Origin of the sequence: Sphingopyxis sp. PET50 (assembly GCF_025244705.1) — a bacterium.
In the GTDB taxonomy this organism is placed as follows: Bacteria; Pseudomonadota; Alphaproteobacteria; order Sphingomonadales; family Sphingomonadaceae; genus Sphingopyxis.
Map to the genome: position 1 here is coordinate 3,126,799 of NZ_CP104207.1, position 22,338 is coordinate 3,149,136.

General features: G+C 66.0%; 23 protein-coding genes and 4 pseudogenes. 16 read left to right on the top strand and 11 right to left on the bottom strand.

Going from position 1 to position 22,338, the window contains the following annotated elements; all coding sequences use genetic code 11:
• Window positions 1–22 precede the first annotated feature (22 nt).
• The 3 genes from N0A20_RS16480 (at window position 23) to N0A20_RS16490 (ending at window position 1,282) form a co-directional block, all read left to right on the top strand.
• Complete coding sequence (locus N0A20_RS16480) at window positions 23–406, top strand: GxxExxY protein (protein ID WP_260581403.1); 384 nt, start codon at window positions 23–25, stop codon at window positions 404–406.
• Window positions 407–520: 114 nt separating this feature from the next.
• A complete protein-coding gene (locus N0A20_RS16485) occupies window positions 521–769 on the top strand; it encodes a GlsB/YeaQ/YmgE family stress response membrane protein (RefSeq protein WP_260581405.1) in 249 nt (82 codons plus the stop codon).
• An 81-nt stretch (window positions 770–850) separates the two neighbouring features.
• On the top strand, window positions 851–1,282 hold the full coding sequence (locus N0A20_RS16490; RefSeq protein ID WP_260581406.1) for a hypothetical protein: 432 nt from the start codon (window positions 851–853) through the stop codon (window positions 1,280–1,282).
• Here N0A20_RS16490 and N0A20_RS16495 read toward each other — a convergent pair.
• The 5 genes and pseudogenes from N0A20_RS16495 to N0A20_RS16515 form a co-directional block, all read right to left on the bottom strand.
• Window positions 1,279–1,986: a Crp/Fnr family transcriptional regulator gene (locus N0A20_RS16495; protein ID WP_260581407.1), complete on the bottom strand. Its 708-nt coding sequence runs from the start codon at window positions 1,984–1,986 to the stop codon at window positions 1,279–1,281. The genes N0A20_RS16490 and N0A20_RS16495 overlap by 4 nt on opposite strands.
• Window positions 1,983–2,756 carry an AAA family ATPase gene (locus N0A20_RS16500; protein ID WP_260581408.1) on the bottom strand — a complete coding sequence of 258 codons (774 nt, stop codon included), beginning with the start codon at window positions 2,754–2,756 and terminating at the stop codon, window positions 1,983–1,985. Before N0A20_RS16500 ends, N0A20_RS16495 begins: the two co-directional genes overlap by 4 nt.
• A gap of 1 nt (window position 2,757) precedes the next feature.
• Window positions 2,758–4,335, bottom strand: a complete 1,578-nt coding sequence (gene nadB, locus N0A20_RS16505) for an L-aspartate oxidase (RefSeq protein WP_260581409.1) — start codon at window positions 4,333–4,335, stop codon at window positions 2,758–2,760.
• Window positions 4,332–4,826, bottom strand: coding sequence for a hypothetical protein (locus N0A20_RS16510; protein ID WP_260581411.1), 495 nt, complete (start codon window positions 4,824–4,826; stop codon window positions 4,332–4,334). The genes nadB and N0A20_RS16510 overlap by 4 nt, the downstream gene beginning before the upstream one ends.
• Window positions 4,823–5,747: pseudogene (locus N0A20_RS16515) on the bottom strand (ABC transporter ATP-binding protein). The gene N0A20_RS16510 and the pseudogene N0A20_RS16515 overlap by 4 nt, the downstream one beginning before the upstream one ends.
• A gap of 111 nt (window positions 5,748–5,858) precedes the next feature.
• Here N0A20_RS16515 and N0A20_RS16520 point away from each other — a divergent pair.
• The 3 genes from N0A20_RS16520 to N0A20_RS16530 all read left to right on the top strand — a co-directional run bounded on the left by N0A20_RS16520 (window position 5,859) and on the right by N0A20_RS16530 (window position 7,594).
• Entirely contained in the window at window positions 5,859–6,512 is a 654-nt protein-coding gene (locus tag N0A20_RS16520; protein ID WP_260581413.1) for a DUF4402 domain-containing protein, read from the top strand.
• A gap of 214 nt (window positions 6,513–6,726) precedes the next feature.
• A complete protein-coding gene (locus N0A20_RS16525; protein ID WP_260581414.1) occupies window positions 6,727–6,924 on the top strand; it encodes a zinc-finger domain-containing protein in 198 nt (65 codons plus the stop codon).
• Window positions 6,925–7,045: 121 nt separating this feature from the next.
• Entirely contained in the window at window positions 7,046–7,594 is a 549-nt protein-coding gene (locus N0A20_RS16530; protein WP_260581416.1) for a DUF4402 domain-containing protein, read from the top strand.
• Window positions 7,595–7,607: 13 nt separating this feature from the next.
• Here the strand turns inward: N0A20_RS16530 and N0A20_RS16535 are convergent, their stop codons facing one another.
• Window positions 7,608–8,225 (bottom strand): CHAT domain-containing protein, encoded by a 618-nt coding sequence (locus N0A20_RS16535; RefSeq protein WP_260581418.1) that lies wholly within the window; start codon window positions 8,223–8,225, stop codon window positions 7,608–7,610.
• Window positions 8,226–8,256: 31 nt separating this feature from the next.
• Window positions 8,257–8,736, bottom strand: a pseudogene (locus N0A20_RS20820) (CHAT domain-containing protein); the annotation flags it as partial.
• A gap of 2,073 nt (window positions 8,737–10,809) precedes the next feature.
• Between N0A20_RS20820 and tldD the strand changes: the two are divergent.
• The 9 genes and pseudogenes from tldD to N0A20_RS16585 all read left to right on the top strand — a co-directional run bounded on the left by tldD (window position 10,810) and on the right by N0A20_RS16585 (window position 18,885).
• Window positions 10,810–12,237 (top strand): metalloprotease TldD, encoded by a 1,428-nt coding sequence (gene tldD / locus N0A20_RS16545; protein WP_260581421.1) that lies wholly within the window; start codon window positions 10,810–10,812, stop codon window positions 12,235–12,237.
• 1 nt (window position 12,238) lies between these two features.
• On the top strand, window positions 12,239–13,117 hold the full coding sequence (locus N0A20_RS16550; RefSeq protein WP_260581422.1) for a hypothetical protein: 879 nt from the start codon (window positions 12,239–12,241) through the stop codon (window positions 13,115–13,117).
• A 116-nt stretch (window positions 13,118–13,233) separates the two neighbouring features.
• Entirely contained in the window at window positions 13,234–14,445 is a 1,212-nt protein-coding gene (locus N0A20_RS16555) for a hypothetical protein (RefSeq protein WP_260581424.1), read from the top strand.
• 98 nt (window positions 14,446–14,543) lie between these two features.
• Window positions 14,544–14,951 (top strand): hypothetical protein, encoded by a 408-nt coding sequence (locus tag N0A20_RS16560; RefSeq protein WP_260581425.1) that lies wholly within the window; start codon window positions 14,544–14,546, stop codon window positions 14,949–14,951.
• Window positions 14,952–14,957: 6 nt separating this feature from the next.
• Window positions 14,958–15,533, top strand: coding sequence for a DUF924 family protein (locus N0A20_RS16565; protein ID WP_260581427.1), 576 nt, complete (start codon window positions 14,958–14,960; stop codon window positions 15,531–15,533).
• A 27-nt stretch (window positions 15,534–15,560) separates the two neighbouring features.
• The gene (locus N0A20_RS16570) at window positions 15,561–16,130 is read left to right on the top strand and encodes a pyridoxamine 5'-phosphate oxidase family protein (protein WP_260581428.1); all 570 of its coding nucleotides are present in this window, start codon (window positions 15,561–15,563) and stop codon (window positions 16,128–16,130) included.
• A gap of 158 nt (window positions 16,131–16,288) precedes the next feature.
• Window positions 16,289–16,985 (top strand): annotated as a pseudogene (locus N0A20_RS16575) (endonuclease/exonuclease/phosphatase family protein).
• A gap of 206 nt (window positions 16,986–17,191) precedes the next feature.
• Complete coding sequence (locus tag N0A20_RS16580; RefSeq protein WP_003043080.1) at window positions 17,192–17,530, top strand: P-II family nitrogen regulator; 339 nt, start codon at window positions 17,192–17,194, stop codon at window positions 17,528–17,530.
• Between the two features lie 17 nt (window positions 17,531–17,547).
• A pseudogene (locus N0A20_RS16585) lies at window positions 17,548–18,885 on the top strand (ammonium transporter).
• 391 nt (window positions 18,886–19,276) lie between these two features.
• Here the strand turns inward: N0A20_RS16585 and N0A20_RS16590 are convergent.
• From N0A20_RS16590 to N0A20_RS16600, 3 genes are all read right to left on the bottom strand, one after another.
• Window positions 19,277–19,474: a hypothetical protein gene (locus tag N0A20_RS16590; RefSeq protein ID WP_260581429.1), complete on the bottom strand. Its 198-nt coding sequence runs from the start codon at window positions 19,472–19,474 to the stop codon at window positions 19,277–19,279.
• Window positions 19,471–19,845 carry a VOC family protein gene (locus tag N0A20_RS16595; protein WP_260581430.1) on the bottom strand — a complete coding sequence of 125 codons (375 nt, stop codon included), beginning with the start codon at window positions 19,843–19,845 and terminating at the stop codon, window positions 19,471–19,473. The genes N0A20_RS16590 and N0A20_RS16595 overlap by 4 nt, the downstream gene beginning before the upstream one ends.
• Window positions 19,846–20,051: 206 nt before the next feature.
• Window positions 20,052–20,393: a hypothetical protein gene (locus N0A20_RS16600; RefSeq protein WP_260581436.1), complete on the bottom strand. Its 342-nt coding sequence runs from the start codon at window positions 20,391–20,393 to the stop codon at window positions 20,052–20,054.
• Here N0A20_RS16600 and N0A20_RS20825 point away from each other — a divergent pair.
• Complete coding sequence (locus N0A20_RS20825; protein ID WP_409574800.1) at window positions 20,392–20,586, top strand: winged helix-turn-helix transcriptional regulator; 195 nt, start codon at window positions 20,392–20,394, stop codon at window positions 20,584–20,586. The genes N0A20_RS16600 and N0A20_RS20825 overlap by 2 nt on opposite strands.
• 74 nt (window positions 20,587–20,660) lie before the next feature.
• Here N0A20_RS20825 and N0A20_RS16605 read toward each other — a convergent pair whose 3' ends face one another.
• On the bottom strand, window positions 20,661–22,247 hold the full coding sequence (locus tag N0A20_RS16605; RefSeq protein ID WP_260581437.1) for a GMC family oxidoreductase: 1,587 nt from the start codon (window positions 22,245–22,247) through the stop codon (window positions 20,661–20,663).
• Window positions 22,248–22,338: the final 91 nt, after the last annotated feature.

The window sequence follows — 22,338 nt, forward strand, 5'->3', positions numbered from 1 at the left end:
AAGGCACAAAGAAGGAGGCAAGGTGGACGTCGAGGAACTGGTCAGCATAACCGTCGATTGCGGCTTCCACCTCCATAAGGAATTGGGTCCGGGACTGCTGGAATCGGTCTATGAGGCGATCATGGCGGATCAACTCGCCCGGCGCGGCCTCAATGTTGTTCGTCAAGTGCCCATTCCCGTCCGCTATGGCGGAGTCGAGCTTCCCGAAGGATTTCGGGCCGACCTTTTGGTCGAGGGTCAGCTACTTGTCGAATTGAAATCGGTTGAGCGGCTAGCGCCGCTCCATGGCAAGCAGGTGCTGACCTATCTTCGCCTGCTGCAAATGCCTCTCGGCCTCCTGGTCAATTTTGGTGGAGAGACTTTCAAGGAAGGCGTCAAACGCATCGTCAACAACCACCGCCCTTAGCCGCCTTCTTCGTGCCTTTGCGCCTTTGCGTGAGATTTCATATGGCGGAGCTTGCAGATAAGTTCGCCGCTTCCTAGCTCAGTGGCGCAATCTTTCCGTATGAAGGACCACCCCATGATCAACATCATCGGCGCCATCATTTCCGGCCTCGTCATCGGGGCGCTGGCGCGGTTCTTCTATCCCGGTGCGGTCGAAATGGGGTGGATCGCGACGATTCTGCTCGGCATCGGCGGATCGTTGCTCGCCGGGCTCGTCACCACCCGCGGCGTGCGCGGCGAGTTCCACCGCGCCGGATGCTTCGCCTCGGTGATCGGCGCGGTCGTGCTGATCCTCGTCGGGCGGCTGCTCGGCATCGGCGGCTGATCTTTCGCCGCCTTTGACATCGGTCAAAGCGGCCGTCCCCGAACGCGCGCATGACATGGCTCGTCACCAAGGAGCCTCGCCATGAGCCAGCATGTCCCCGCCAGCGCCTTTCGCATCGTCGCGGCCCCCGCGACCGTCGCGGCGATCGCCGACCATCAGGTCCGGGTCGTCCGCAGCTTTGACCTGCCCACCGGCCTGTTCGCGGCGACCGTCGCCCTCTATTTCGCCTTCCTGGGGGTGATGGCGGCGACTTTCGCCGACCAGGGACTCGCAATCCCGATGGCGATCTTTTCGATCTATATCGCCATGGCCTTCGGAACCCCGGCGATGTGGGTGCGGATGAAACCCCGCCATGCGGCCAAGCCGCCGACGTGGAGCCGCTTTATGTCCGACGGTGTCGACACGCTCACCGGGCGCCTCGATGGAAGGGGAGCGGCCGCGCAAGTCCTGATGCTGCCCGTGCTGATTTTGGGGTGGGGCCTCATCGTCGCGGCGATCGTCGCGGCGCTCTAATCGGCCAACAGGGCAGCCAAGGCCGGCGCGTCGCGGACTTCGAGTCCGCGCGCGCCGTGCCGCCTGATCAGGCCCGCCTCCTCGAGCGCGCCGAGTTGCCGGCTCACCGTCTCGATGCTGATGCCGAGCAGGGCCGCCATCTCGCCGCGGGTCAGCGGCAGGTCGAATCGGGCGGCGGGCGAGCAGGGCGCGGCCCCCGCCGCATCGGCGAGCGCGAGGATCAGCCCCGCGACCTTCGCTTCGGCGCGGCGGCGCCCGACCAGGTCGAGCAGCGCGCGCGTTTCCGACGCCGCCTTCATCGCGCGCCGCGCGACCCCGGCGGCGAGCCGCGGATTTTCCGTCACCATCCGCGCATAGTCGGCGCGCGGAAAGATACAGACGCGCGCCGCGCCGGCGGCGGTGACCTCGCAATCGTCGGGCGCCGCGAAAATCTCGCCCGCGAAGCCCGCCGGATGGATAAGCGCGACGATGCGCTCGACCCCGTCGGCGTCGGTCCGCACGACCTTGAGCACCCCCGACAGCAGGGTCGCGCACGCGCTGTCGTCGCCCGGCGCGAACAGCATCTCGCCGCGCACGAGGTCGCGGTGCCGCCCCATGCGCGCGAGCTCGGCGCGCTCGCCGTCGGGCAGCGCCGCGCACGCCGCGCGGTCACGCACGGGGCAGCCCGCGCAGTCGAGCGCGTCGCTTCCCCTGGATGCCGTCATTCGATCATCGCCTCGACCGTCTCATGCGGATAGCGGATAAATTCGTCGTAGAGGCGATAGTGCGCGGTCTCCTCAAGCGTCGTCGGCTGGATCGCGAAGGGATCGATCTGCCACAGAGCGGAGTCGGGCAGCGCCATCAGGATCGGCGAGTGCGTCGCCATGATCACCTGGCAGTTCGCCGCGTTCTGCATCCGGCGCAGGATTTTCAGGAAATCGAACTGGCGCTGCGGCGACAGCGCGGCCTCGGGTTCGTCGAGGATGAAGAGACCCTGCTCGCTCAGCCGATCCTCGAAGAAGTCGATGAACCCCTCGCCATGCGACGCCGACAGATAATTGGCGCGCGGCGACCCCGCTTCGTCGAGGTAGCGCGCGACCGAAAAGAAGGTCTCGGCCCGAAAGAACCAGCCGCGCTTGACCTGCGGCAGCCACGCGCCCTGCAAGACATGGCCCAGGCCGCCGCCGTCCGCGCCCGATGCCCAGCCTTCGCCGACCGCAGCCATCCGCTGCGCGCCGCCGCCTTCGTTGAAACCCGCCATCGTCGCGATCGCTTCGAGCAGGGTCGATTTGCCCGACCCATTTTCGCCGACGACGATCGTCACCGCGTTTTCGAAACGGATATCGAGACCATCGCGAAGCAGCGGCATGTTGAAGGGATAATCGTCGGGGTCGACCCAGTCCGGCCAGGCGACCGATCCATCGCCGTCCTCGGGCAGCCACACGCGTTTCAGAAAGGGCGGCGGCAGGCTGGTATCGCGGGGCCGCCGCGCCATGTCAGGGCACCAGCACCGTGTCGACCGCCTGCGGCAGCATCGCTGGATAGTCGAGCGTATAATGCAGCCCGCGGCTTTCCTTGCGGTGGAGCGCGCTTTTCACGATCAGGTCGGCGCATTGCAGCAGGTTGCGCAGTTCGATGAGGTCGGTCGTGACGCGGAAATGACCGTAATAATCCTCGACCTCGTGGGTCATCATGTTGATGCGGTGCTGCGCGCGTTCCAGCCTTTTGGTGGTGCGCACGATGCCGACATAGTTCCACATGAAGCGGCGGATCTCGGTCCAGTTCTGCTTGATGATGACCTCTTCGTCGGAGTCGGTGACGCGGCTTTCGTCCCAGGCGCGGATCGGCGGGGGGTCGAGCGCGTCCCAGCGCGCGATGATGTCCTTCGCCGCGGCCTCGCCGAAGACGAAACATTCGAGCAGCGAGTTCGACGCGAGGCGGTTGGCGCCGTGCAGCCCGCTTTCGGTGCATTCGCCCGCGGCGTAGAGCCCCGGCAGGTCGGTGCGGCCGTCGAGGTCGATCAATATGCCGCCGCAGGTATAATGCTGCGCGGGCACCACCGGGATCGGCTGCTTCGTCATGTCCAGCCCAAGCGTCAGCAGCTTGTCGTAGATGTTCGGGAAATGGCCCGCGACGAAATCGGGGTCGAGGTGGCTGATGTCGAGATGGACATAGTCGAGCCCGTAGCGCTTGATCTGGTCGTCGTTCGCGCGCGCCACGATGTCGCGCGGCGCGAGTTCGGCGCGTTCGTCATAATCGGGCATGTAGCGATGCCCGGTGACGGGGTGCTTGAGCAGGCCCCCCTCGCCGCGCACCGCCTCGGTGATCAGGAAATTCTTGACCTCCAGATTATAGAGGCAGGTCGGGTGGAACTGCATCATCTCCATGTTCGAGACGCGCGCGCCTGCGCGCCAGGCCATCGCGATGCCGTCGCCAGTCGCGCCTCTAGGGGCCGTCGAGAACTGGTACACGCGCCCCGCCCCGCCGCTCGCGAGGATCGTCGCGCGGCCGACATGCGCGCGCACCTTGCCGCTCTTCTCGTCGAGCGCATAGACGCCCCACACGCGGCCCGATCCCGAATAGCGCTCCTCGTGCCGGCCGGTGATCAGGTCGATGCACGCCTGTCCGGGCAGCAGGGTGATGTTCGGATGCGCCTCGGCGGTCTTGAGCAGCGCCGCCTGCACCGCCCAGCCGGTCGCGTCGTCGACATGGACGATGCGGCGGTGCGAATGCCCGCCCTCGCGCGTCAGGTGCAGCGCGTCGCTGTCCTTGTTGAAGGGCACGCCCATCTCGACGAGCCGCTCGATCGACGCGGGCGCATTTTCGACGACGAACTCGACCGTCTCGCGCCGGTTGAGGCTAGCCCCCGCGACCATCGTGTCCTCGATATGATTCTCGAACGTGTCGCCCGCGTCGAGCACCGCGGCGATCCCGCCCTGCGCCCAGGCGGTCGACCCACCGGTGAGCTCGCCCTTGGCGAGCACGAGCACGCGGCAATGCTCGGCGAGCGCGATCGCCGCGGTGAGGTCGGCGGCGCCGGAACCGACGATGATGACGTCGTAAGTATCGTTCATTGGCTAGACCTAGATACCGCCGCCCCATAAGCGGCAATGCTGTCTTCCGGACCATTGCGAAAGCGCTTCATCGCCCTTTGTATCGGCCAGATAATCGAGCCATCCGCCAGTTTGAGACTGATGTTGATTTCGGCTTGGGGGTCTTCGTCATCCCCGATCCAATCGCCGCCGAGCTGACGTCGAAGTGTTTCGCCAATATATGACCCAATCGCGAACAATCGCGAACCAACGTCCTCCGAGAGCAGACCGCCGGACCGAGCAACGCCATGGGGCGCATGCTCGTCAAAAAAACGATCGATCTCTTCCAAGCTCGCCAACGTGAAGTCCGCCCGATAACCTGAAGACGACAGGGCTTTGGCAATCCAGTCGGCGGAGACCAGTGCATCCGAAACGATTGAGGATGAACTCATCGCATGAGCACTTCTTCCAATGGCCAACGCCGAAAACATAGCAGCCGAAAGGCGGAAGATTTTACGCCGAAAGATCATCACCCATTCGCCGCCCGCGTCAGGTTGAGGAACACATCCTCCAGGTCGGCCTCGCGGGTCGAGACGTCGACGATGCCGTGTCCCATCGCATTCACCGCCGCGAGCACCTCCCCCGCGTTCATGCGGTCCTTGTTGTAGCTGATTGCGAGCCCGCGTTCGCCCTCGCGCTCGACCTTCTCGAAGGCCGGATGCGTCGGCAGCACCGTCACATCGGCATCGAGCGTCACGACGACGATCTTTTCTCGCGCCATGTCGACCAGCTCGCGCGTCGGCTTGTTCGCGATCAGCTCAGCCATGGTTGATGATCGCGATGCGGTCGCACAATTCCTCGGCCTCTTCCAGATAGTGCGTCGTCAGCACCACGGTCACGCCGCGGTCGTTGAGGCGCTGCACATAGTCCCAGAGCTGCTGCCGGAGTTCGATGTCGACGCCGGCGGTCGGCTCGTCGAGGACGATGATCGGCGGCGAATGCACCATCGCCTTGGCGACGAGCAGCCGCCGCTTCATCCCCCCCGACAGGGTGCGCGCATAAGCGTCGCGCTTGTCGGTCAGATGCACCGCGGCGAGCAGTTCGTCCGAAAGGCGCTTCGCCTTGGGAACGCCATAGAGGCCCGCCTGATTCTCCAGCGTCTCGAAGGGCGTGAAAAAGGGATCGAAGACGATTTCCTGCGGCACGATGCCGATCGAATATTTGGCGTTGCGCGGATCGGCATCGATGTCGAAGCCCCAGATGCTGGCCGAGCCGCTGGTCTTGTTGACCAGCCCCGCGAGGATGTTGATCAGCGTCGACTTGCCCGCGCCGTTCGGGCCGAGCAGCCCGAAGATGTCCCCGCGCGGCACGTCGAAGCTGACATTGTCGAGCGCCTGCTTGCCCCCCGCATAGATTTTGGAGACGGCGTCGATGCGGATGGCGGCTTCACTCATGGCCGCCTCCATAGCCGTGCGCAGGCGCCTGCGAAAGCCCGCGTTCCGGCAAGGAAATCTTTACCACGGCGGGTAAGCATATTTTGTCATCTCGGCGCTATGCGGGGGGATGTGAGGACCAGACACATCATCCGCCCGCTGCCCGCGCAGCGCGCCCTAGCCGCCATCGCGCTCGCTTTTGCGCCGTTCGCTGCCCTGCCGGCGCATGCGCAGACCAATGCGCAGGGCGAAGCCGAAGCCATCGTGCTGAGGCCCCTTTCCTTCTTCAAGGTTAACGACCTCGACTTCGGCGACGTCATCGCGTCGACCAATGCGGGGACGGTGCGCCTCTCTCCCGACGGGTCGCGCACCCGCACCGGCGGGGTGACGCTGGCCGGATCGGACGGCGAGCCTGCGCGCTTCGCCGGACTCGGCACCTACAACCGCGAAGTGTCGATCTCGCTCGGCGCGAACCAGATCTGGATCACCGGGCCGGGGCAGCAGATGCGCGTGCGCAATTTCGAGATCGGGTCGACGCCGACCGCGATCCTGTCGACGACCCCGACGCGCTTCCGCATCGCGACTGCGCTCGGCAACTTCAATTTCCCGGTCGGCGCGACGCTCGACGTCAACGCCAACCAGGCACCCGGCGACTATCGCCGGCAGTTTTACCATTACGCTGAACTATCTCTGACCGCCGACGCGTGGGGAGACGGCACCGGGGGACCACTTGCGCGTTTCGGGGGATATGCGCTCGCCGGTGCCGTCATGGCGGTAAGTAGTTAAACCCGATTCCCCGAGCCCTTCGACTGCCCTGGCGGGCGCTCAGGATAAACCTCGGCCTTTGGCCGAAGCCGAGGGGCCATGCCGAGCGTAGTCGAGGCTGCGGCGTTGCCGGTTCTCGCTCTGCTCGAACGAGCCCCTCGGCTTCGCTCGGGGAATCGGGGGAGTGAACGGACCCGATTGCTCCCCTCCGCCGCGCTTGCTATGGGCGCCCTCGATGACCCAGAACGCGCCCGAAACGATCCGCACGCCCAAGACCCGCATCGCCTGCGACGGCACCGGCGACGGCCTCGCCGATGCCGCGCTCGGCCATCCGCGCGTGTGGCTGGAGATCGATCCCGACGAGGGTTTCGCCGATTGCGGCTATTGCGACCGGCGCTTCGTCCTGATCGGCGGTATCGCCGACAAGGGTTGAGCGTCGGCGGCGTCGCCGACAAGCGCTGAGCGCGCCAAGGCGTAAACGCCGCCTTTACCAAGCCGAAGCATCATCGATTCACATCCCGCTGGCATAGTCTGTGCCAGACAGGAGCAGAATCGTGGGGATTCAAGGGACCAGCAAATGTCGGGCCGCCGCGCGCGTCCTGATCCTCGCCGCGGCACTCGCCGGGTGGAGCGCGGCCGCGCACGCCGCCGACATGCCCGGCACCGTCAGCGCGACCGTCGTCCGCCCCAATACGCTCGTCAAGACCGACGATCTCGATTTCGGCACCATCGTCAGCGGGACCAGCGGCGGCACCGTGTCGGTCAATGCCGTCACCGGCGCGCGCACCAGCAGCGGCGGCGCCACGACGGTGGGCAATGATTCCCGGCGCGCGACCTTTCAGGGCACCGGCGGCATCCTGCTGATCACCGTGTCGGGCAGCACCTCGGTGACGCTGACGCGCGCCGGCGGCGGCGCCCCGGCGATGACCGCGACCCTCGTCCGCGCCGCGAGCACGAGCGGCGGCGGCATCACGCTGCTCGGCACGACGCTGCTGCCGAGCGGGGTGCAGACCTATTATATCGGCGGCACGCTGACCGTCCCCGCGAACCAGCCCGAGGGCGATTACAGCGGCACCTTCACGCTCACCGTCAACTATCTCTGAACCCGTCGCGCCGTCAGGGCAGACCGACCATGACAAAGGGCGCCCAAGCCCAGGGATGCGCCAACGATGCCATCGGGCAATCGTCGGCCCCCAGCATCCCGCTCGTCGCGCATTGCCCGACGATCAGCCGCACCTCGTCGTCGCGCGGATCGTCGATCAGCTCGATCATCGCCGCCTGCAACGCCCTGGCATTCCCGCGCGCGCCATCCTTTGCCAGATGGTCGAAGGTCGCGCTGATCAGCGCCCGCGTCGCATCGTCGCGCACCTGCCAGTGCGACACCAGCAGATGGTCGGCGCCGGCGTAGAAAAAGGATCGCGCGAGGCCGGACAGGCCTTCGCCGCCGATCTGGTCGGGCGCCGCAGTGTTGCACGCCGACAGCACGACCCAGTCCGCCGCCAGTCTGAGCGTCGCCGCCTCGGATGCCAGAAGCAGCCCGTCGCCGGGCGCCCCCGGCGCCGGGGCGGCGAGCGCGAGCGCCGGTTCGGCGAGACCGTCGAAATCGCCGCTCAGCAAGCCGTGGGTCGAAAAGGACAGGGTGCGCGTCCGCGCCAGCACGCCCTTGTCGCTCAGCGCGCGCAACCGCGCCTCGGACGCATCGGGACCCAACAGCAGATATTCGGGCTTGACCACCCAGCAGGCGCGTCAAGGCGACGCCTTCCTTCAGCGTTTCCCGCAGTTCGGGGAGCGCGGCGAGCTGGTTGCGGCTATCCTCGCCCTCGGCCCGCACCTGTCCGCGCGTCGGCGCCGCCGGAACCGTGAAGGAGCGCGTCACGGCGATCGACATCGGATCGATGCCCGGATCGAGCCCCGGTATCTGTCCCGTGCCCTTGTAGTCGGGATTGGCGAAGGCGATCAGCATGTTATCGGCGGGCCGCTCCGCCGACGCCTTCGCCCGCAGCGTCCGCAGCGCGCCGGTCGCCGGCAGGATCGCGATCGCCTTGTCCCGGATCAGCCATGCGGTTTCGCGTAGCGCGGCCGGATCGTCGTCGGCGCCGGTGGGCGGGCGCGTAACCAGCAGGCCCGGCGGGATCGCTGCGAGCACGCCGTCGGCGACGACGAGCAACGTATCGATTCCGGTGTCGTCCAGAACGCGCGCGACGTCGGGGTTGCCGAGCAGCGCCTGGTGGAGATCGAACGCCATCCCTCGGTCGAAGGCTTCGTAGACCCGCGCCGTGCCGCATGGGCGTGTCGGTCGACGGGTCGATCTGGCGCCGCAGCGTGCGGACCGTGCGCGCCAACTCGTCGGCGCTGACGTCGATCGGTGCCCAGGCCGCGTCGCGGCGGCTGACAGCAAAGGTCAGCCCGGCGGCGCCGTCGACGGGCGCGCTGAGCACGACCAGCGCCTCGTTGTCGGCGAGCAGGCCGCCGTCGCCGCGCAGTTCGTCGAGCCGGACCGCCCGGGGCGCGCGAAACTCCCAATAGCGCGGCGCCTTGACGCGCAGCGTGTCGCCGATCTGTGCGGCGCGGGCCACGAGCTCGGCGCGCCGCGCCGATAATTGCCGCTGCCGATCGGCGACCTCCCCCGAAGCGAGCAGCCGGTCGATATCCTGGTCCGCCGCGCGAATCGCGCGCATCGTCTCTTCATAATCGAGCGCGAGTTGCGACACGCCGCCGAGGCTGGCCGCCGCCAGCGCGGAATTGCGTGCGAGCGCATCGCCGGCGACCGAGCGGTTCGCCGCCTGCATCGCCTCGAACGCGGCCGCGAGCGCCGCGGGCGACCGCGGGTCGGCCGCCAGGATCGCCCGCGCGCGGAGCGCGTCGCATTGGGTGCGCCCGGCAAAATCCCCCGCCTGTCCCTCGCCGCACAGCGCGTCGAGCGGGGCGAGTGCCGCGCCCGGGCGCGCGCCGCGCAGTGCGACGCGCGCGAGCGCCAGCCGGACCGCGCGCACCTCGCTGATCGAAAAATCGTCCTGCGGCAGCGCCGCAAGCAGCGCCGCGCCGGCCTCGGCACCCGCCACATCGTTCAGCGCGAGCGCCACCTCGATCCGCGGCAGATAATGCGGCAGCTTGCCGACGGGGCGCACCAGCGCCTCACGATAGAACCAGTCGAACGACGCGAGCAGGCGCTCGGCATCGGCAGCGCGTCCTTGCGCCAGCCGCACGCGCGCCAACGCGTCGAGCGCCTTGCCGAACAACAGGTGCGCATTCGCCGAATCGGGCGACCCGAAACGAAAGGTGCCCCCCACCAGCGGAATGGTGTCGCGGATGATCGTCTCGGCGTCGTCGATCGCGCCCGCCCGGAGCGCCGCATCGGCGGCCTCCAGCCGGAAGAAGAGATAATCGTCGTTGATGCCGACGCCCGGCTTCTTCGCGCGCGCCGCCTGCTCCATCACATCCGCCGCCTCGACGAAGCGGCCGATATCCGCGAGCAACGCCGCATAGTCGCGCAGCCCGTTTCCCAGATTGCCGTTGTTGGCGCGCAGCAATTCGATCGAGGCAAGGCGCGCCGCCCGCGCCTCGTCGAAGCGCCCGGCACGGCGCGCCATCGCCGATCGCATGTCGAGCGCCACGACATGCGCCAACAGATCGCCGGCAAGCGCCGCCATCTCGCGATCGTCGATCGTGCCGTCGCTCGCCGCGGCCACGGCCCGCATGCAGCTTGCGCGATCGCGTTCCTTCCGCTCGTCGATGGTGCGCGAGACCGGCGAATAGGCGGAATAAAGGATATCCTCGTTCACATGGCGCATCTCGGGTTCGTCGATGTAGCAGGGGTCGGACGCTCGCCCGGCGCGGTTGCGCGCGCGGATCGCGTCATTCTTGCGCACCGTTTCGGCATAGCCAGGCGCATTGCGCTGCTCGTCGAGCCGCGCCTTGAAGTTCGCGAGCGTTCCTTCCGCCCAGCAGGCTTCCTCGATCAAGTCCGGATCGGCGGTTCCGATGCGATTCTGCTCCCAGTCGACGCGCAGGACATAGTCGGTCCGCATCGCCTGCTGCGCCTCGGCGTCGGCGGCGCGATAGGCGGCGCAGGTCGGAAACTGATAGGCCGCCTTGGGCGCGTCGCCCGTGGCGGCGGCGTTCTGGGCATGAAGGGGCGCCGCCGCCAGCAGCGCCGCAGCCGGCGACAAGGGCATGAAGGATATGCATGGCGGCTCTTCCCCCGGATGTCCGCAATCCACGATATAATCAGGGACAAGGGACAAAGGCAATCGCGCCGCCGCAACCGGCGCGGCGCTTTGTTCTAGGCAGTCCGCGCGCCCCTCCTTATATCGGCCTCATGACAAGCCCCACCGATCCCCGCCGCTTCCTTTATCGCGCCGATGCGCTCGACCCCGATCTCGCGCAGCAACTGGCGAAAGAAGCGTTGGCGCAGGCCGACGACGGCGAACTCTATCTGCAATATCGCGCGACCGAGAGTTTCGGCTTCGACGACGGGCGCCTCAAGACCGCCGACTATTCGACCGACGCCGGTTTCGGCCTGCGCGCGGTGTCGGGCGAGATGACGGGCTTTGCCCATGCCAGCGACATCAGCGCCCCGGCGATCCGCCGCGCCGCCGAGACGCTGGCGCTGCTCGACCCCGCCAGCCAGCCGCACGCCCCCGCCCCGGCGCGCACCAACCGCCATCTTTACGGCGAGGCGAATCCGCTGGACCTCATCCCCTTCGCGAAGAAGGTCGCGCTGTGCCAACAGGTCGATGCCGCCGCCCGCGCGCGCGATCCGCGCGTCGTGCAGGTGTCGGTCGCGCTCGCCGGAAGCTGGTCGGTGGTCGAGATCGTCCGCGCCGACGGCTTCCTCGCGACCGACATCCGCCCGCTCGTCCGCCTCAACGTCAGCATCGTCGTCGAGGAGAATGGCCGCCGCGAATCGGGCTATTTCGGCCTTGGCGGCCGGTACATGTACGACCATCTGTTCGAGGAAGCGCAGTGGAACCGCGCGATCGACGAGGCGCTGAAGCAGGCGCTCGTCAATCTGGAGGCGGTCGATGCCCCCGCGGGCGAGATGACCGTGCTGCTCGGCCCCGGCTGGCCCGGGGTGCTGCTGCACGAAGCGATCGGGCACGGGCTCGAGGGCGATTTCAACCGCAAGGGCACCAGCGCCTTTTCGGGCCGCATCGGCCAGCGCGTCGCGGCGCCGGGCGTCACGGTCGTCGACGACGGCAGCATCGCCGAACGGCGCGGCTCGCTGAGCATCGACGACGAAGGCACGCCGACCAGCGAGACCGTGCTGATCGAGGACGGCATTTTGAAGGGTTACATGCAGGACCGGCTCAATGCGCGGCTGATGGGCATGGCGCCGACCGGCAACGGGCGCCGCGAAAGCTTTGCCCACGCGCCGATGCCGCGCATGACCAACACCTTCATGAAGGGCGGCAACGACGATCCCGCCGAACTGCTGAGCCGCGTCAGGAACGGCATCTTCGCGAAGAGCATGGGCGGCGGCCAGGTCGATATCGTGTCGGGCAAGTTCGTGTTCAGCTGCACCGAGGCCTACAAGATCGAGAATGGCAAGCTCGGCGCCCCGATCAAGGGCGCGACCTTGATCGGCGACGGGCCGAGCGTGCTGACCAAGGTCACCGGCATCGGCAACGACATGGCGCTCGACGAAGGCATTGGCGTGTGCGGCAAGGGCGGCCAGAGCATCCCCGCCGGCGTCGGCCAGCCGACGCTGCTGGTCAGCGGGCTGACGGTGGGCGGGACGGCCTGAGTTGACGGAGGCGATTACCCAAAGTTCTGATCGCGTAGAAACCGACGAAGAGTTTCGTCGAAAAAAAAGAAACTGTCTCGCTGTAGGCACGCTCGGGTTGGGCTTTGCGTTAGCAACCACGGGTGCGATGACATCGGTTCCAGGACTAGCCGAGACAAAAATTCAATCATGGATTTTAGGCTTGGGACTCCTCGCCTACCTATCTTACACAACCATAGAATATTATCATGAATATATACATCAGAGGAATCTCCACAGTGAGCTTGCGAGAAGATTTTCTAATAAAAAAACGGCTATTGATGCTATAAATTCTATTATTTATTCTCTAGAAGCTACGGACTTATCATTAAGATCTACCAGCTGGAGCCTCGTCTCCGAAAGAAGTAGAATATTTTCTGAGATGAGTGAAACAGTAAATAGGACTATGGGAGATATATCAGAAATAATTGTTCATCTAGACCAATTGACTCTAACCAAAAATTTAAAAGATATTGAAAAGATTATTTCATCTCTTAGAGAATATCCGGAAAAAATTTACAAGCTTCATAATGAAATAATGAGTCAGCAAGGAAGAGACTTTTTAACTCAAGACACAGACTCAACACCAAATTATTATTCCACGATATCGGGCTTGCTTCAAGAGCTTTATAGGCTGTTCAAGACTACTGCTCTACATTCTGCCGAATCTTTGACCGAACTATCTAATAGCCTACATCAATCAGACAGACGAATGTTCAAGTGGCATGATGGAGTCGTTCCTTTTGCGCTCGCCATTGCTGCCGGAATGGCCTTGATAGTGGACATCGCAGAAAAAATTCTATCCCAATCCTTCAATCACGACATCCATATTTGGCTACCGCCCTTCCATTGCACCCTGTGACGTCGATCACTTGGCCTTCGTCCTTCTTCCGCCTATAGCGCTTTCAAACATAAGGCAGACTTGGCTCGCATGACATTTTCCGGCGGAGGCACCGCCTCCGGTCGCAGGGAGGAATTATGCGTACAACTTTCCGTATCACGTCGCTCGCGGTCATCGCCGCGATGCTGAGCGCGCCCGTCGCGGCGCAAAAGACCACCGGCCCCAGGGAACGCTACGAAATGGACGCCGCGACGCTGTCGGGCTTTGCCGCGATGGGCGGCGGCAAGGGGGGCATGAGCGGCGCGATGAGCATGATGTTCGGCGGCGGCCCCGACAGCGCGCTGGCACGCCAATTGTTCCTCCGCCTCGGTTCGAACGAGGCGCCGACCGCGCCGCCGCCCAAGGGCGACCATTTCTTCCTGCCGCAGGCGAAGCTCGGCAAATCGGTGCCGCTGATTGCGCCATTGCGCAGCACGCCGGACCTGCCCGACAATTTCGAGCGTCCGAAAGGCCGCCTGCTGCTCTATTGGGGCTGCGGCGCCAAGGCGGGGCCGGGGCAGCCGGTGATCGTCGACTTCGCCAAGGTCGCGGCGGGGCAGGTGCCGCCCGGTCTCTTCTCGAGTGCCGTGCCGATCGTGCGCGAGGTGTCGCCGTCGAACAGCAAATCCTATGCCGAATGGCCCAACGGCAAGTCGGACAAATTCCCCGCGCGCGACAGCTCGCTGCTCGGCGCGCATCGCGTCGCGAGCAATGTCGGCAACGACATCAATTTCACCCTGACGCAGGATTATATGCCCGCGCTGCAGGCCTCGACCGCGCAGCAGGCCGACGGATCGGTCACGATCCGCTGGAACCCGGTGACCAATGCGACCGGCTATGCGGCGTGGACGATCGGCGGCATGGACCGCGCCGAAAAGGGTGGCGACATCGTCTGGTGGTCGAGCAGCGCCACGAAGGAATTCGGCGGCGGGCTGTGGGACTGGCTGCCGCCGTCGGTGGTCGCGAACCTGATCACCAAAAAGATCGTGATGCCGCCGTCGCAGACGACGTGCCAGATCCCCGCCGAGGTCAAGAAGGCATCGGGCGAGATCATGATGGGCAATCTCAACGCCTTCGGTCCCGAGGCGAATTTCTCCTACCCGCCCAAGCCCGCGGGCAATGCGGCGTGGAACATCGACTGGACCGCGAAGGTGCGCTTCCGTTCCTACACCATGCTGATGGTCGGCGCCGATTTCGGCGGCATGGGCGGCATGAGCAGCGGCGGCGACGGCAGCGCCCCGGCGGCGCCGGCGAAGAAGAAGAAATGCAAGGGCCCGCTGGGCATTCCGCTGCCCGACGGCGCCTGCTGACGCGATACCAACGGACGCCTGGCCGAGTCAGTTGTCGTTCAGCCGAGCCGCCCTATATTGTCGACAGAGGGTGTGTGTTGAATGACAGGAGTCTTGCCATGCGTCCGTTAATCTTGAGCCTCATTGCCGCCGCCGCGATCGCGGCCGTTCCCGCCGCCTCGGCCAAGGAACGGCTCGACCCCGAGGCGAAGCTCGCCAAGATGCTCGAGGGCCGCGTCGTCGGCGAGCCGCAGGATTGCATCTCGCTGTCGAGCGCGCGCAGCTCGACGATCATCGACGGCACCGCGATCGTCTATCGCGCCGGCAGCACCCTGTGGGTCAACCGGCCGAAGGGCGGCGCCGAATCGCTCGACGGTGACGATATCCTCGTCACCAAGACGATCGGCAGCCAGCTGTGCAGCATCGACGCGGTGCAGCTTATCGACCGCACGAGCCACTTCTATTCGGGCTTCGTTTCGCTCGGCGAATTCGTGCCCTATCGCAAGGTCGATACCGCCGCGAAATAAGCCGCGATGAGGGATGAAGACACGTTGGCGGCCGCGCCGCCCGCCGACTGGGCGGCGCGGCTGCTCACCTTCTGGTTCGACGGCCATGGCATGGACGACTGGTACGGCGGCGGCGAGGATTTCGACGCCGCGATCCACGACCTTGCCGCCGACTGGTACGCGGTGTTGCGCTCGCAACCCGCCGCAACCTTTCTGACCGATCCCGACACCGCGCTCGCCGCGGCGATCCTGTTCGACCAGGTACCGCGCAACATGTTTCGCGGGACCGCCGAGGCTTTCGCGACCGACGACCTCGCCCGCGCGGTCGCGCGCGGCATCGTCGCGCGCGGCTGGGACCAGGACTGGCCCAACGCGCGGCGCCAATTCGCCTATCTCCCCTGGCAGCATAGCGAGGATATCGCCGACCAGCGCGAATCGCTGCGCCTGTTCGGCCAGCTCGCCGACCCGATGTTCCGCGACTATGCGCAAAAGCATTTCGACGTCATCGACCGCTTCGGCCGCTTCCCGCACCGCAACGCCGCGCTCGGCCGCGCCAACCGGCCCGGCGAGGAAGGGGCGATAGAAGAAGGCAAAAATTGGTGATAGGCAGTCCGCGGACGGAGCAGAGCCATGGCCGAATTCACCGACAGACTGACCGACAAGCATATCGCCTTCATCGCGAAACAGCCGGTCTTCTTCACCGCGACCGCCGCCGCGGAGGGCCGGATCAACCTGTCGCCCAAGGGCTATGCCGATACGTTTCGCGTGCTGTCGGAAACGCAGGTGGCCTACCTCGACTTCGGCGGGTCGGGGAACGAGACGCACGCGCATCTGGCAGCGGCCCAAACCGACCGTGGCCGCATCACGATCATGTTCTGCGCCTTCGACCGCAGCGCGCTGATCCTGCGCCTCTATGGCCGCGGGCGCGCGGTGCTGCCGCAGGACGGCGACTGGGACACGGTCGCAGCGCCTTTCACCCTGCTCCCCGGCACGCGCCAGATCTTCGTCATCGATGTCGAGAGCGTGCAGACGAGCTGCGGCTGGGGCGTGCCGATGATGGAGCTGCAACACGAACGCGACACGTTGCAGAAATATCACCGCCAGGCCGATCCCGCGCTGTGGGTGGAGAAATTCCAGCAGCGCACCAGAAGCATCGACGGCCTGCCGGCACGCCCGACCGACCGCTTCATTGCGGGGTGACAGTCGTTTTCTCCGCAACCCACCCCCTCCTCCGTTCGTCCTGAGCTTGTCGAAGGACCGTTTTTCCTCTTGAGCGGCGAAAGAAGGACAGTGCTTTGATCGCTCGACAGGTTCGGGACTCAACGCAAACGGATTGAAGGCCGGTACGAAATTCTCCCATGATAAAAGTCGCCAGCTACAATATGCGCAAGGGCATCGGACTCGACCGGCGCCGCGACCCCGGGCGGGTGCTGTCGGTGCTGACCGAGCTCGACGCCGATATCGTCGCGCTGCAGGAGGCCGACCGCCGCTTCGGCACCCGCGCCAGCGCGATCCCGCCCCATATGTTCGACGAGCATAGCGATTATGTGCCCGTCACGCTCGACAATCGCCCGCACAGCCTCGGCTGGCACGGCAATGCGCTGCTCGTGCGCAGAGGCGCCGAAGTCGAGGAGAGCCACGCGCTCCACCTGCCGACCCTCGAGCCGCGCGGCGCGGTCGCGGCGACGATCCGCATCGGCGACACCAGATTGCGCGTCGTCGGCATGCATCTCGACATTTCGGGGCTGCGGCGCACGGCAACAGGCGCGCGCGATCCTGCACCATGTCGCCGCGGGGGAGCCCTTGCCGACGATCCTGATGGGCGACTGCAACGAGTGGCGCAATCAGGGCGGCTGCCTCCATGATTTCGGCGAGCGGCACCGCCTGATCGACACCGGCCACAGTTTCCACAGCCGCCGCCCGGTCGCAAAGCTCGACCGCATCTTCGCCTCGCCCGATCTGAACGCCGTCGAGGCCGGGGTGCATCGCAGCGCGCTCGCGGCGCGGGCGTCGGACCATCTGCCGATCTGGGCGCGGTTCGAACGGGCGGACTGAACTCCTTTACGCCCTCCCTTTCAGGGAAGGCGCTTCGCACTTCTGCCCAAAAATTAGGCATCGCACTGCCTCGCTTGCCCAATCCGCTGACTCAATCGGTCGTGCGGGCGCCGCGATTCGTCACAAAATGTTAACTTATCCCCCGCCCGCGCAATCTGGCACGGCTGTTGCAGTGCAGCATCTGCCAATAATCACAAGGGGGCGTCATGAAGCTGATCCTGGCTATCATCAAACCGTTCAAGCTCGATGAGGTGCGCGAAGCCCTCACCGGCCTGGGCATCGCCGGAATGACCGTGACCGAAGTCAAGGGCTTCGGTCGTCAGAAAGGCCAAACCGAAATCTACCGCGGCGCGGAATATGCCACCAATATGGTGCCGAAGGTGAAGATCGAGCTCGTCTGCGACGACGCGCTTGCGCCGCGCGTGGTCGAAACGCTGCAGCAAAGCGCCGGAACCGGGTCGATCGGCGACGGCAAGATTTTCGTCCTCGACGTGGGTCAGGCCGTGCGCATCCGCACCGGCGAGACCGGCGAAGCGGCGCTGTAATGATAAAGGGGGAAGCAATGAATCTCATGAAAAAGACGGCGGCGACCGCCGGGGCCAGCCGGCCTCGCGCTGTTCGCCGCAATGCCCGCCTGGGCGCAGGAGGCGGCCGAAGCGGTCGCCGAGGTCGCGGAGGAAGTCCCGACGATCGACACCGGCGACACCGCCTGGATGCTCATCTCGACCGTCCTGGTCCTCGCGATGATCGTGCCGGGCCTCGCGCTCTTCTATGGCGGCCTCGTCCGCACCAAGAACATGCTGTCGGTGCTCACCCATGTGCTCGCGGTCGCCTGCGTCGCGATGCTGGTGTGGGTCAGCTGGGGCTATTCGCTGGCCTTTACCGAAGCCGGCCCCTTCGTCGGCAATCTCAGCAACGCCTTCCTCGCGAATGTCAACGCCGACAGCATTTCGGGCACCATTCCCGAATATGTGTTCGTCAGTTTCCAGATGACCTTCGCTGCGATCACCTGCGCGCTCGTCGTCGGCTCGCTGGCGGAACGCGTGAAGTTCACCAGCCTGATGATCTTCGCGGTGATCTGGCTGACGATCGTCTATTTCCCGCTCGCCCACATGGTGTGGTCGGTAGGCGGCTTCTTCTTTGAAAAAGGCGCGCTGGACTTTGCGGGCGGCACCGTCGTGCACATCAATGCGGGCGTATCGGGCCTCGTCGGTTGCCTTATCCTCGGCAAGCGCATCGGCTATCTCAAGGAAGCGCTGCCGCCGCACTCGCTGACGATGACGCTGATCGGTACCGGCCTGCTGTGGGTGGGCTGGTTCGGCTTCAACAGCCGGCTCGGCGCTCGGTGCCGAGCTCGGCCGCGGGCCTCGCGATGATCAACACCTTCACCGCCACGGCAGCAGGTGCGGTCGCCTGGCTGATCGCCGAAAAGCTGTCGGGCCACAAATCGACGCTGCTCGGCGGCTGCTCGGGCGTGATTGCCGGCCTCGTCGCCATCACCCCGGCGGCGGGTTTCTCGGGACCGTTCGGTGCGATCATCCTCGGCGCGGTCGCCTCGGTCATCGCTTATGGCTTCGTCGCCTATGCCAAACCGAAGCTCGGCTTCGACGACACCGCCGATGTGTTCGGTATCCACGGTGTCGCGGGCATCATCGGTTCGATCGGTGTCGCCTTCACCAACCTGCCGAGCCTCGGCGGTCCGGGTGATGCCGACTATACCGTCGGCGGCCAGATTGGCACCCAGCTCTTCGCGACCGCCGTCGCGATCGTCTGGGCAGCCGTTGGATCGGCCATCGCCTTCTATATCGCCAAGGCGGTCACCGGGCTGCGCGTCTCCGAAGAGGTGGAGCGCGAAGGCCTCGACCTCGGCGAACATGGAGAGCGGGCCTACAACTACTGACGAGACTGGACACCCGCCGCCGCTCTCTCCTCTTCAAAAGGCGGCGGGGTCCAACCCAGGTTCCTCCTGCGAACCACTGGCCGGGGCTTGTCCCCGGCCATTTTTTTTGACCTGCGGCGGGTAGCTCTATTCCGTCATCGCGCGACAGCGGCCGGCACCATGCGATGCGCGCGTGCTCGACCGGCCGCCCTGCTCGCCCGCCGCAGCGGCCAGCCTTCGCATCCGCACAAAAAATAGGCAGTGGTGATGCAAATTTAGGCCTTTCCATGATGACATTAATATGGCATTCAGCGCTCGAGAGTTTCAGGAGGGGAGAGCCTGAAAGGCTGGGCCGGGACGCAAGTCCCGGCCCTCTTTTTTTGCGCAGCATAAAGAGCGCACCCATTGCCGCTCATTCTTCGGCTGTTTTGTGCCGATATTGCAGCATCGCGAACACACGCCAGCTGCCGTCGGGCTGCAGCACCGAATCGCTGCTGAAGGCCTCGCCCTCACCGATCCAGCTGCCGTGCCAGGCGGCAAGCGACGGAACGGCGGCGGCAGGCGTGGCGGGCGCGAACAGCGCCGCCGCCGCCCACCACGGCGCCGTCATGCCGTCAGCTCGGACTGCGAGAACATGAAGGCGTTGCCGTCGGGATCATAGAAGGTGAGCAGCTTGACGAGGCCGGGGATATGCTGAATGTCGCCGTCCTGGCGCACGCCCTCGGCATCGAGATGCGCCTTGGCGGCCGCGATATCCTCGACCTCGAACACATTGGTGGCGCCGCCGCCCTGGACGACCTCCTCGACCTGGCTGAGGCCGATGTTCACCCCCGCCATCGGGGTCCTGAGCTCGCACCAGCCGATTTCGTCGGCGCGGTAGAGCAGCTCGCACAGCATCACCCGCTCGTACCAGGCGATCGACGCCGTCATGTCCCTGACGCCCATCGAACAAGTGAGTTCGGACCCGATCTTCAACACCATGCCATTTCCCCTTTCGCCCAAAGGACCCCGTCATTGCGAGGAGCGCAGCGACGGGGCAATCCAGGGCGGTATGTGGGCTCCGGATTGCCGCGTCGCCCCGGATCAAGTCCGGGGCTCCTCGCAATGACGATGCCTCACGAATCGCAGCCGAAGCTCCAGTGCGCTTGCATCTATAGTCCGGTTTGTATAGTTACTAGCAAATGCCGTCAAGCATGCCCGATCCGCTGCTCGCCCAGTTGACCAGCCATCGCTGGCTCGTGCCGCTGCTCGCCGACCTCGCGGCGCATCGCGGGGCGCGCTTCGTCGAACTGGTGAACCGGTTGGCACTGCCCCGCGACAGCCTGGCACGCACGCTCGATGCCGCGGCGGCGATCGGCTGGGTGCAGCGCAACCCCGGTCACGGTCATCCGCTGCGCCCCGAATATATCCTGACCGAGGCGGGCACGGGGGCCGCGCTGCGCGCCGCGACGATCAGCCGGCGCGCAGGCGGCGCTCGGCCTGCCGCCCGGCGCGGGGACGCGCTGGGGGCTGCCGCTGGTCGCCGGCATCGGCGCGGGGCACGACCGCTTCAACGCCCTGTCGCGGCTGCTTGCGCCCGCGACGCCCCGCGCACTGTCGCAGGGGCTGACGGCGCTGGGCAGGCATGGGCTGGTGCGGCGCGAGGTGATCGATACCCGCCCGCCGAGCAGCCTTTACGGGCTGACGGGGAACGGGCGGGTGCTGGCGGAGGCTTGCGCTTAGCGTTCCCCGGCGAAAGCCGGGGCCCATGCAACGTCGCGCCAGCGCCCTGGGCCCCGGCTTTCGCCGGGGAGCGGTCAGGCCAACGCCGCCTTCACGAAATCCGCCACGCGCTCGCCGATCATGATGCTGGGCGCGTTGGTATTTCCCGATACCAGCCGCGGCATGATGCTGGCATCGGCCACCCACAGCCCGTCGATCCCCTTCGCCTTCAGCGCCGGATCGACCACCGCATCGGCATCGCTGCCCATCCGGCACGTGCCCACGGGATGATAGACGGTATCGGCGCGGCTGCGGATCAGCGCGTCGAGCGCGGCATCGTCGGTCAGGTCGACCGGGTGCCGGTCGGCGCCGGCATAGTCCGACAACGGCGGCGCGGCGGCGATGCGGTGCATCATCCGCACCCCCGCCCGCAGGGTGACCATGTCGCGCTCGTCGGTCAGGAAGCCGGGGTCGATCGCGGGCGCCGCCGCGGCATCGCGCGATGCGAGCCGCACCGTCCCCCGGCTCTCGGGCCTGAGCACGCAGGCGTGGCACGAAAAGCCATGCCCCTTCACCTTGGCGCGTCCATGATCCTCGAGCATCGCGGGCACGAAATGATATTGCACGTCGGGCGCGGGCAGGTCGGGATGCGATTTCCAGAAGCCGCCCGCTTCGGCGAAACAGGTCGTCATGATGCCGGTGCGTTTCAGCCGATGTTCGACGATCGCCTTCACCATCCGCCACGTCCCGCCCAGGCTGTCGCCGAACGGATCGGTCGAGCGCGTCTCCCAGCTCGACACATAGTCGATATGGTCCTGCAGATCGGCGCCCACCGCGGCGCGGTCGGCGACGACGGCGATGCCATGCTCGCGCAGATGGGCCGCGGGTCCGATGCCCGACAGCATCAATATCTGCGGGCTGCCGAACGCCCCCGCCGACAGGATCACCCCGCCGCGGGCGCGCAGCGTCTCGCGGCTTCTTCCGCGCCGGATCACCACCCCGGCCGCGCGGCCATCGTCGACCAATATCTTCTCGACGAGGGCGCCCGTGCGGATGTCGAAATTGGCGCGGCCGCGCAGCGGTTCGACATAGGCGCGCGACGCCGACCAGCGCTCGCCCGCCTTCTGCGTCGTCTGATAGAGGCCAAAGCCTTCCTGCTGCGCGCCGTTGAAATCGGCGGTGCGCGGCAGTTGCAGCGACGCCGCGCTCTCGATGAAGCGGCGGCTCGTCACATTGGGGCAGCGCTGGTCCATGACATTGAGCGGCCCGTCGGCGCCGTGATAATCGTCGGCCCCGCGCTCATTGCCCTCGCTGCGTTTGAACCAGGGCAGCACGTCGGCATAGCTCCAGCCGGTCGCGCCGAGCGACTCCCATTGGTCGTAGTCGAAGGCGTGCCCCCGGATATAGACCATCGCGTTGATCGCGCTCGACCCGCCGAGCCCGCGCCCGCGCGGCTGATATCCGGTGCGGCCGTTCAGCCCCTTTTGCGGGACGGTGTCGTACCGATAGTTCGACGCCTTGGGGATGAAGGGCATGAAGCCCGGCGTCTTCACGCGAACGATGTCGTTCGTCCCGCCCGCCTCGACGAGGCACACGGTCCGCTTGCCGTCTTCGGCGAGCCGCCCCGCCGCCGCGCTCCCCGCGCTGCCGCCGCCGATGACGATGATGTCGAACTGATCCATGTACCGCTCCCCTCGCGCCGCCTGCGCGGCGGTCGTCCGGGTGCTTACATGAATGTCATTAGGGGGTGTGGCAAGCGTTCAAACATTCGTC

Excerpts from the sequence above, each read along its gene's own strand:
- N0A20_RS16485 (WP_260581405.1), top strand. The coding sequence starts at position 521 with ATGATCAACATCATCGGCGCCATCATTTCCGGCCTCGTCATCGGGGCG.
- N0A20_RS16490 (WP_260581406.1), top strand. The coding sequence starts at position 851 with ATGAGCCAGCATGTCCCCGCCAGCGCCTTTCGCATCGTCGCGGCCCCC.
- N0A20_RS16495 (WP_260581407.1), bottom strand. The coding sequence starts at position 1,986 with ATGACGGCATCCAGGGGAAGCGACGCGCTCGACTGCGCGGGCTGCCCC.
- N0A20_RS16500 (WP_260581408.1), bottom strand. The coding sequence starts at position 2,756 with ATGGCGCGGCGGCCCCGCGATACCAGCCTGCCGCCGCCCTTTCTGAAA.
- nadB (WP_260581409.1), bottom strand. The coding sequence starts at position 4,335 with ATGAACGATACTTACGACGTCATCATCGTCGGTTCCGGCGCCGCCGAC.
- N0A20_RS16525 (WP_260581414.1), top strand. The coding sequence starts at position 6,727 with ATGACCCAGAACGCGCCCGAAACGATCCGCACGCCCAAGACCCGCATC.
- tldD (WP_260581421.1), top strand. The coding sequence starts at position 10,810 with ATGACAAGCCCCACCGATCCCCGCCGCTTCCTTTATCGCGCCGATGCG.
- N0A20_RS16555 (WP_260581424.1), top strand. The coding sequence starts at position 13,234 with ATGCGTACAACTTTCCGTATCACGTCGCTCGCGGTCATCGCCGCGATG.
- N0A20_RS16560 (WP_260581425.1), top strand. The coding sequence starts at position 14,544 with ATGCGTCCGTTAATCTTGAGCCTCATTGCCGCCGCCGCGATCGCGGCC.
- N0A20_RS16565 (WP_260581427.1), top strand. The coding sequence starts at position 14,958 with ATGAGGGATGAAGACACGTTGGCGGCCGCGCCGCCCGCCGACTGGGCG.
- N0A20_RS16570 (WP_260581428.1), top strand. The coding sequence starts at position 15,561 with ATGGCCGAATTCACCGACAGACTGACCGACAAGCATATCGCCTTCATC.
- N0A20_RS16580 (WP_003043080.1), top strand. The coding sequence starts at position 17,192 with ATGAAGCTGATCCTGGCTATCATCAAACCGTTCAAGCTCGATGAGGTG.
- N0A20_RS16590 (WP_260581429.1), bottom strand. The coding sequence starts at position 19,474 with ATGACGGCGCCGTGGTGGGCGGCGGCGGCGCTGTTCGCGCCCGCCACG.
- N0A20_RS16595 (WP_260581430.1), bottom strand. The coding sequence starts at position 19,845 with ATGGTGTTGAAGATCGGGTCCGAACTCACTTGTTCGATGGGCGTCAGG.
- N0A20_RS16600 (WP_260581436.1), bottom strand. The coding sequence starts at position 20,393 with ATGCCGGCGACCAGCGGCAGCCCCCAGCGCGTCCCCGCGCCGGGCGGC.
- N0A20_RS16605 (WP_260581437.1), bottom strand. The coding sequence starts at position 22,247 with ATGGATCAGTTCGACATCATCGTCATCGGCGGCGGCAGCGCGGGGAGC.